The following is a 6,154-nucleotide window of genomic DNA, read 5'->3' as shown; positions in this document are numbered from 1 at the left end:
CAACCGGGAACGTCCGCACCTGGCCCTCCAATACAAAACGCCCGATGCAGTGCATCGGGCGTTTCAAAGGAGCGATCAGGCAGATAATTTACCCTGCTTAACCGTCAACCTATAGCAGGACGGGTCAGCAGGCATTTGCACCACCCGCCGGACACGAAAAGCCGGACGAAAAAAAGGCGCCGTCTGACACGGCGCCTTTCTCATTGGCGGTCTGCGCTCAGGCGTAGCTGCGCAGGCGCAGCGAGAATTCCTGCAGGGCCTTGATGCCGGACGCTTCGGCGCGCACGCACCAGTCCTGCAGCTGCTGCAGCAACTGCTCGCGGCTGCTGGTCGAACGTTCCCAGATCGCACCCAGCTCCACGCGCATTTCATGCATGGTCTTGAGCGCCTTGCTATGGGCGAACAGTTCGGACAGCTGCTGGCGCTGCGGCGCTTCCAGCTTGGCCGGCTCGCGCTGCAGCAGCTTCCTGGCCGACTTCAGATAGCGCGCTTCCATGCGCATCTTCAGGTGCTCGGTCTCATCGCGGAAAGCCGACTTGACCGACTTGGCATACTTCGCCATCACGTCGTAGCGGTTGGCGATGACCGATTGCAGCGTGTCGAAATCGGCGACGGCCTTCTTCGGATTGAACTTGGGGGCCGGCGCGACTTTCTTCACCTTTGCCAGGCCGAGCTTCTCGAGGATGCGGATATACAGCCAGCCGATATCGAATTCGTACCACTTGGACGACAGCTTGGCCGAGGTGCCGAAGGTGTGGTGGTTGTTATGCAATTCCTCGCCGCCGATCAGAATGCCGATCGGGAAGATGTTGGTGGACGCGTCGGCGCAGTCGTAATTGCGGTAGCCCCAGTAATGGCCGAGGCCGTTGATGATGCCCGCCGCCGTGATCGGAATCCACAGCATCTGCACTGCCCACACGGTCAGGCCGATGGCGCCGAACAGCAGCACGTCGATGATCAGCATCAGGCCCACGCCCTGCCACTGATACTTGCTGTAAATATTGTGCTCGACCCAGTCATCGGGCGTGCCGTGGCCGTACTTCTCCATCGTCTCGCGGTTTTTCGACTCGGCACGATAGAGCTCCGCACCTTCAAGCAGCACCTTCTTGATGCCACGGGTCTGCGGGCTGTGCGGGTCTTCGGGTGTCTCGCACTTTGCATGATGCTTGCGGTGGATCGCGGCCCATTCCTTGGTCACCATGCCGGTGGTCATCCACAGCCAGAAACGGAAGAAGTGGCTCGGGATGGCGTGCAGATCCAGCGCCCGGTGCGCCTGGCAGCGATGGAGGAAGATCGTGACGCTGGCAATCGTGATGTGCGTCATGATCAGGGTATAGGCCAGGATTTCCCAGCCGCTTGCACCGGTCAGGCCATTGGAGATGAAACTCAGAACTGCGTCGAGCATATTGTCATTCATTCATTAAACGAAAGAGATGGAGAGCGGGATAACCGGCTCCGCGCAGATTGTACGCGCTTTATGGGGTCGCGGTGGCCTGAATGGCCCGAGGAGGCTCGATTCGAGTCGCCTCGTCCAGGTTCAGTATCCGCACTTCCCGCTGAGGATAGGGAATGCTGATCTGGTGTTCCTGCAGGGTTTTCCAGATCGCCCGGTTCAGGTCTGACAGTACATTGAGCCGGCCGTTCTCGGGATCGGCGATCCAGACCGCGACTTCCAGCAGCAGCCCGTCCGCTTCGAAACGCAGCAGCAAGGCCTGCGGCGCCGGTTCAGCAATCACGCGCGGCACGCCGATGGCCGCCTGGCGCAGCAGGCCAAGCACCTTTTCCACGTCGGAACTGTAGGCAATGCCGACCTGTGTCGCCAGGCGCAGGGTGCGGTCGGTCAGCGAATAGTTCTGCACCGGGGAAGACACCAGCATTTCGTTCGGCACGACGGTTTCTATCCCGTCGCCGCCGCGGATGACGGTGTACCGGGTATTGATCTGCGTCACCTGGCCGGTAAACTTGTCGACCGCCACGGTGTCGCCGATAGCCAGGCTGCGCTCGAACAGGATGACAAAGCCGGACACATAGCTGCTGGCGATTTTTTGCAGGCCGAGGCCGAGGCCGACGCCGAAGGCGCCGCCGAACACCGACAGCACGGTCAGATCGATGCCCACCAGGGACAGGCTGATCAGGACCGCCAGCAGGATCAGCAAGGCGCGGACGCTGCGGGCCATCACCGCGCGCAGCGATGAATGCATGCCGTCCATGCGCATCAGGCGCTCTTCCAGCGCAGTGCCCGCCCACAATGCGATCATCAGCGTCACCACGACCGAGGCGCCCGCCTGCGCAATCACCAGCAGCGACGCCTTGTGGCGCCCGACGGGCACGACGGTGTTGTCGAGGAAGCTGAGCAGGTCCGGAAGCAGTCCGGTGATATGAAGCGCGACGCCGACCCAGACCAGGGCGGCGAAGGATTTTTCAAGCGCCTGCAGCATGCTGCCGCCGTCGCCGCCTTTCGCGAACACCCGCCGCAGCACATAGAACGCCAGCCTGATCAGTGCAAACGAACCCACCAGGGGCAGCGCCAGCTGCAACAGCTTGACCGGCATCCGCTGTTCCATGACGAGCTTGGCCAGTGCAATGAACGCAAGCGCCAGCAGCGGCGACAACACGCGGCCGAAGCTCTCCACGCCCAGCCGCATCACCCGCAGCTGCAAGTCGCGCCCGACCAGCCTCGCCCGCAGTGCGCGCGCGACGAGCGCGCCAAGCGTAAAGGCGGCGAGAAGCGCGGCGATCTGCCACAGGATGCGCGGATCGTTCAGGTCGCTCCAGAGGTCGGCCAGCAGACCGCCCAGCAGGTTGTTGCTCATTGTTCGATTCTTGCGAGATGCGGGACTAGTCGGAGTAGGAGGCCATCACTTGCGCCGCTCGAAGACGGCGGCAAAGAAACCGTCGGTCTGGTGCAGGTGAGGCTGCAGCTTGAGATAGTCTTCCATCTCCAGCGCGATCTTCTGCTCCGCCAGCACTTCCTTCATCGGCACCAGGGTGAAATCGGCATGCGCCGACAGGAAGGCGGCGGCGATTTCTTCATTCTCCTCCGGCAGCAGGCTGCAGGTCGCATAGACCAGCCGGCCGCCCGGCTTGATGAGACGCGCCGCGCCGGCCAGAATCGCCGCCTGCTTCACGTTCAGCTCAACGACCGATTCGGGCGTCTGCCGCCATTTCATATCGGGGTTGCGGCGCAGGGTGCCGAGGCCGCTGCAGGGCGCGTCGACCAGGACGCGGTCTATCTTGCCCGCCAGGCGCTTGACCTTGGCATCGTTCTCGTGAGCGATGACGCCGGGATGAACATTCGACAGTCCGCTGCGGGAAAGCCGGGGCTTGAGCTTGGCAAGCCGCTTTTCCGCGACATCGAAGGCATAAAGCCGGCCGGTGTTGCGCATGGCGGCGCCGAGCGCCAGTGTCTTTCCGCCGGCCCCGGCGCAGAAATCGACCACCATCTCGCCGCGTTTGGCGCCGACGATCTGGGCCAGCAACTGACTGCCTTCGTCCTGCACCTCGATCAGACCGTCGCGGAACAAGGGCATGTTCTGCAGGGCGGGCTTCTTCTTCAGCCGAATGCCGAGCGGGGCATACGGCGTGAGTTCGGCGGTGATGCCGGCCTCTGCCAGCGCGCTCATCACTTCCTCGCGCTTGGCCTTGAGGATGTTCACCCGCAGATCCAGCGGCGCCGGCTGGTTGAGCGCCTCCGCCAGCGCCAGCGCGCCCTCCTCTCCTTCCCGTTGCACCAGCCGTTCCAGCAGCCAGGGCGGAAGATTGGCGCGCAGCGGGAGCGGCAGGCTGGCGCGGTCGATCTGCGTGAAGCGCTGCAGCCATTCCTGTTCATCCGCGGTCAGACCGGCGATCGCATCGACGCCCGCGGCATCGGCCAGGCCGAGCAGCGCGAGGCGCCGCATCTGCGAACCCTGGCCGGATTCGGCGAAGCTGGCGTAGGCGAGCTTGTTGCGCAGCACCGCGAACACGCCTTCGGCCACCGCCCCGCGCTCGCGCGCGCCGAGCTTGGGGTGCTCCCGGAAATAACGGGAAACCACGACATCGGCCGGGCCGGTGAAACGCAGCACTTCGCGCAGGACCTCTTCGACATGCGCGGCAACGGAGGGGTGCAATCTCATTAAATTCCTTCTTCTGCTGTCTGGGCGGCGTCGAGATGGACCACGCCATCCTCGATCTTCAGGCGCCCTTCGATAAACCAGTGCACGGCTTCGGGATAAATCCGGTGTTCTTCGCGCAGCACGCGTTCGGCCAGGCTCTGCTCGGTGTCGCCCGGCAGTACCGGCACCGCAGCCTGGGCAACGATCGGACCGTGGTCCAGTTCGGCGGTCACGAAGTGCACGGTCGCACCATGGATCTTGACTCCCGCAGCCAGCGCCTGGCGATGCGTGGCCAGGCCGGGAAAGCTCGGCAGCAGCGACGGATGGATGTTCAGCATGCGCCCCTGATAATGGGCGACGAACGCCGGCGTGAGGATACGCATGAAACCGGCCAGCACCACGAGATCGGGGGCGTGACGGTCGATTTCCTCCCGCAGGGCCGCATCGAAATCGTCCCGGGAAGCGAACTGCTTGCTCGGCACGACCGCGGTCGCGATGCCGTGTGCGGCCGCGAACGCCAGTCCTTCCGCATCGGGACGGTTGCTCACCACGGCCGCGATACGGCAGTCCCAGTGCTCCGCGGCGGCGGCACGAACGATCGCCTGCATGTTACTGCCGCGCCCCGAAATCAGGATGACGATATTTTTCATGGCGCGAATTGTACCGTACCCCTCCCCGCGCCCTAAATGAAAAAGCCGGCGCGACGCCGGCCTGCGGGAATGGATGCCGACTACTGACAGGAATAGAAGACGCGGAACGCCACTTTCCTGTCGGCCCAGAATTCCGCCGCGTCGCGGAAAACGTCAAGCAGGGTTTCCCGGGCTTCCTTGTCGAATTTCGGGGTGTTCGGCAATTGCTCGATGACGATCAGGAACCCGGGTTGCGGGCCGGCCTTGTGCGGCAGGATCGTCAGGCAATCCTCCAGCGTGTCGAGGGACTTGCCGAACTGCCTGGGAAACTGGAACGAGGCCGCGATGCACCCCAGGACCTGCTGACGGGTGGCGGCATCGGCGCAGTAGGCGTACAGGAAGTGCTGGCCGAGGCGGGCCGCCTCTTCCTGGAGCTCGGGCACCCGGAATGCCCGGATGGACTGCACCACGTTCGGCGGGACGGTCTTGAACAAGCTCATGTCTTCCTCGACCCGTGCGATGAAATCGACATGTTCGGTAAGCGGAGGCTCGAATCGCATTTGAGTGCTCTTGGATGCGCGTGAAGTTGATCGTCGATGTAAGTATTCAACGGAGCGAGCCGGTTCCTCGTCTGAAGCATGACGGGCTGACCGGGCACGGCAAAGCGGGGAGTCACGCGGATTCGTGATAATACCCCTGCTTGCATGATGGCAAAAGCCCTGGCTGGCGAAGTCGCGTCATTGGGACTGGATGCCCGCTCGTCGCAGCCTGGGGCGCGTCGATCCATATGGATAACCGCCACCAAGTTGTATTAATTACAACAAACCCTGCAAGGCATTAGAGTAGCGCGTTGCAAAACGGGAAGCAACCCTGACGAAGGCCGATGTGACACCCGGCACGGCCCATGCGCCGGCGCGAATGAGCGTGCTTACAAATGCTTGCAAAATTTACGCTATGAAGGCTGCCGGCCAGTAGCCGGAATCAACCGGTATCGCGTTTAATGGCGACAAGGACTGAAAGGAGAATTCCTATGAAAACTGTTTTCGCGTCAATGCTCAGGCTCGCTGCCGCTACGGCGCTCGCATTGTCCGCTTCGGCCGCCGCCGCCGGCGACGTCAGCTGGTCGGTCACGGTCGGATCACCCTACGCGGGCGCCTATGTCCACACGCCGCCGCCGCCCGTCGTTTATGTCGAACCGCAACCCGTCTACGTCCGCCCGCGTCCCGTCTACGTGCAGCCGGCCCCGGTCGTCACCTACGGACAGCCCTACTATTACGTCGAGGCGCCGCGGCCGCGTCATCGTCACCACTGGAAACATCACCATCACCGTCACGATCACCATTACGGCCGCCACGGCCATCATGGCCGCTACGGCTATTGACCTGATCCCCGAGAGCTCAGTCTCCATTCAGCCCGGCATTCACCATGCCG

Annotated in this window: 6 protein-coding genes; 1 reads left to right on the top strand and 5 read right to left on the bottom strand. The window is 63.1% G+C overall.

Going from position 1 to position 6,154, the window contains the following annotated elements; all coding sequences use genetic code 11:
• Positions 1 to 217: 217 nt before the first annotated feature.
• The 5 genes from NCCP691_RS07515 to NCCP691_RS07495 form a co-directional block, all read right to left on the bottom strand.
• Positions 218 to 1,405 (bottom strand): DesA family fatty acid desaturase, encoded by a 1,188-nt coding sequence (locus tag NCCP691_RS07515; protein ID WP_220807652.1) that lies wholly within the window; start codon positions 1,403 to 1,405, stop codon positions 218 to 220.
• A 70-nt stretch (positions 1,406 to 1,475) separates the two neighbouring features.
• Positions 1,476 to 2,813 carry a mechanosensitive ion channel family protein gene (locus tag NCCP691_RS07510; protein ID WP_220807639.1) on the bottom strand — a complete coding sequence of 446 codons (1,338 nt, stop codon included), beginning with the start codon at positions 2,811 to 2,813 and terminating at the stop codon, positions 1,476 to 1,478.
• Positions 2,814 to 2,858: 45 nt separating this feature from the next.
• On the bottom strand, positions 2,859 to 4,115 hold the full coding sequence (locus NCCP691_RS07505; protein WP_220807638.1) for an RsmB/NOP family class I SAM-dependent RNA methyltransferase: 1,257 nt from the start codon (positions 4,113 to 4,115) through the stop codon (positions 2,859 to 2,861).
• Positions 4,115 to 4,744 carry a phosphoribosylglycinamide formyltransferase gene (gene purN, locus NCCP691_RS07500; protein ID WP_220807637.1) on the bottom strand — a complete coding sequence of 210 codons (630 nt, stop codon included), beginning with the start codon at positions 4,742 to 4,744 and terminating at the stop codon, positions 4,115 to 4,117. Before purN ends, NCCP691_RS07505 begins: the two co-directional genes overlap by 1 nt.
• 80 nt (positions 4,745 to 4,824) lie before the next feature.
• A complete protein-coding gene (locus NCCP691_RS07495; protein WP_309295109.1) occupies positions 4,825 to 5,283 on the bottom strand; it encodes a barstar family protein in 459 nt (152 codons plus the stop codon).
• A 470-nt stretch (positions 5,284 to 5,753) separates the two neighbouring features.
• On the opposite strand from NCCP691_RS07495, the gene NCCP691_RS07490 reads away from it, so the two are divergent.
• Positions 5,754 to 6,104, top strand: a complete 351-nt coding sequence (locus NCCP691_RS07490; RefSeq protein ID WP_220807636.1) for a hypothetical protein — start codon at positions 5,754 to 5,756, stop codon at positions 6,102 to 6,104.
• Positions 6,105 to 6,154: the final 50 nt, after the last annotated feature.

It is taken from the genome of Noviherbaspirillum aridicola (assembly GCF_019656455.1).
In the GTDB taxonomy this organism is placed as follows: Bacteria; Pseudomonadota; Gammaproteobacteria; order Burkholderiales; family Burkholderiaceae_D; genus Noviherbaspirillum; species Noviherbaspirillum aridicola.
The sequence above is the reverse complement of the archived record's forward strand: the minus strand, read 5'-3'. Positions and strand labels throughout refer to the sequence as shown.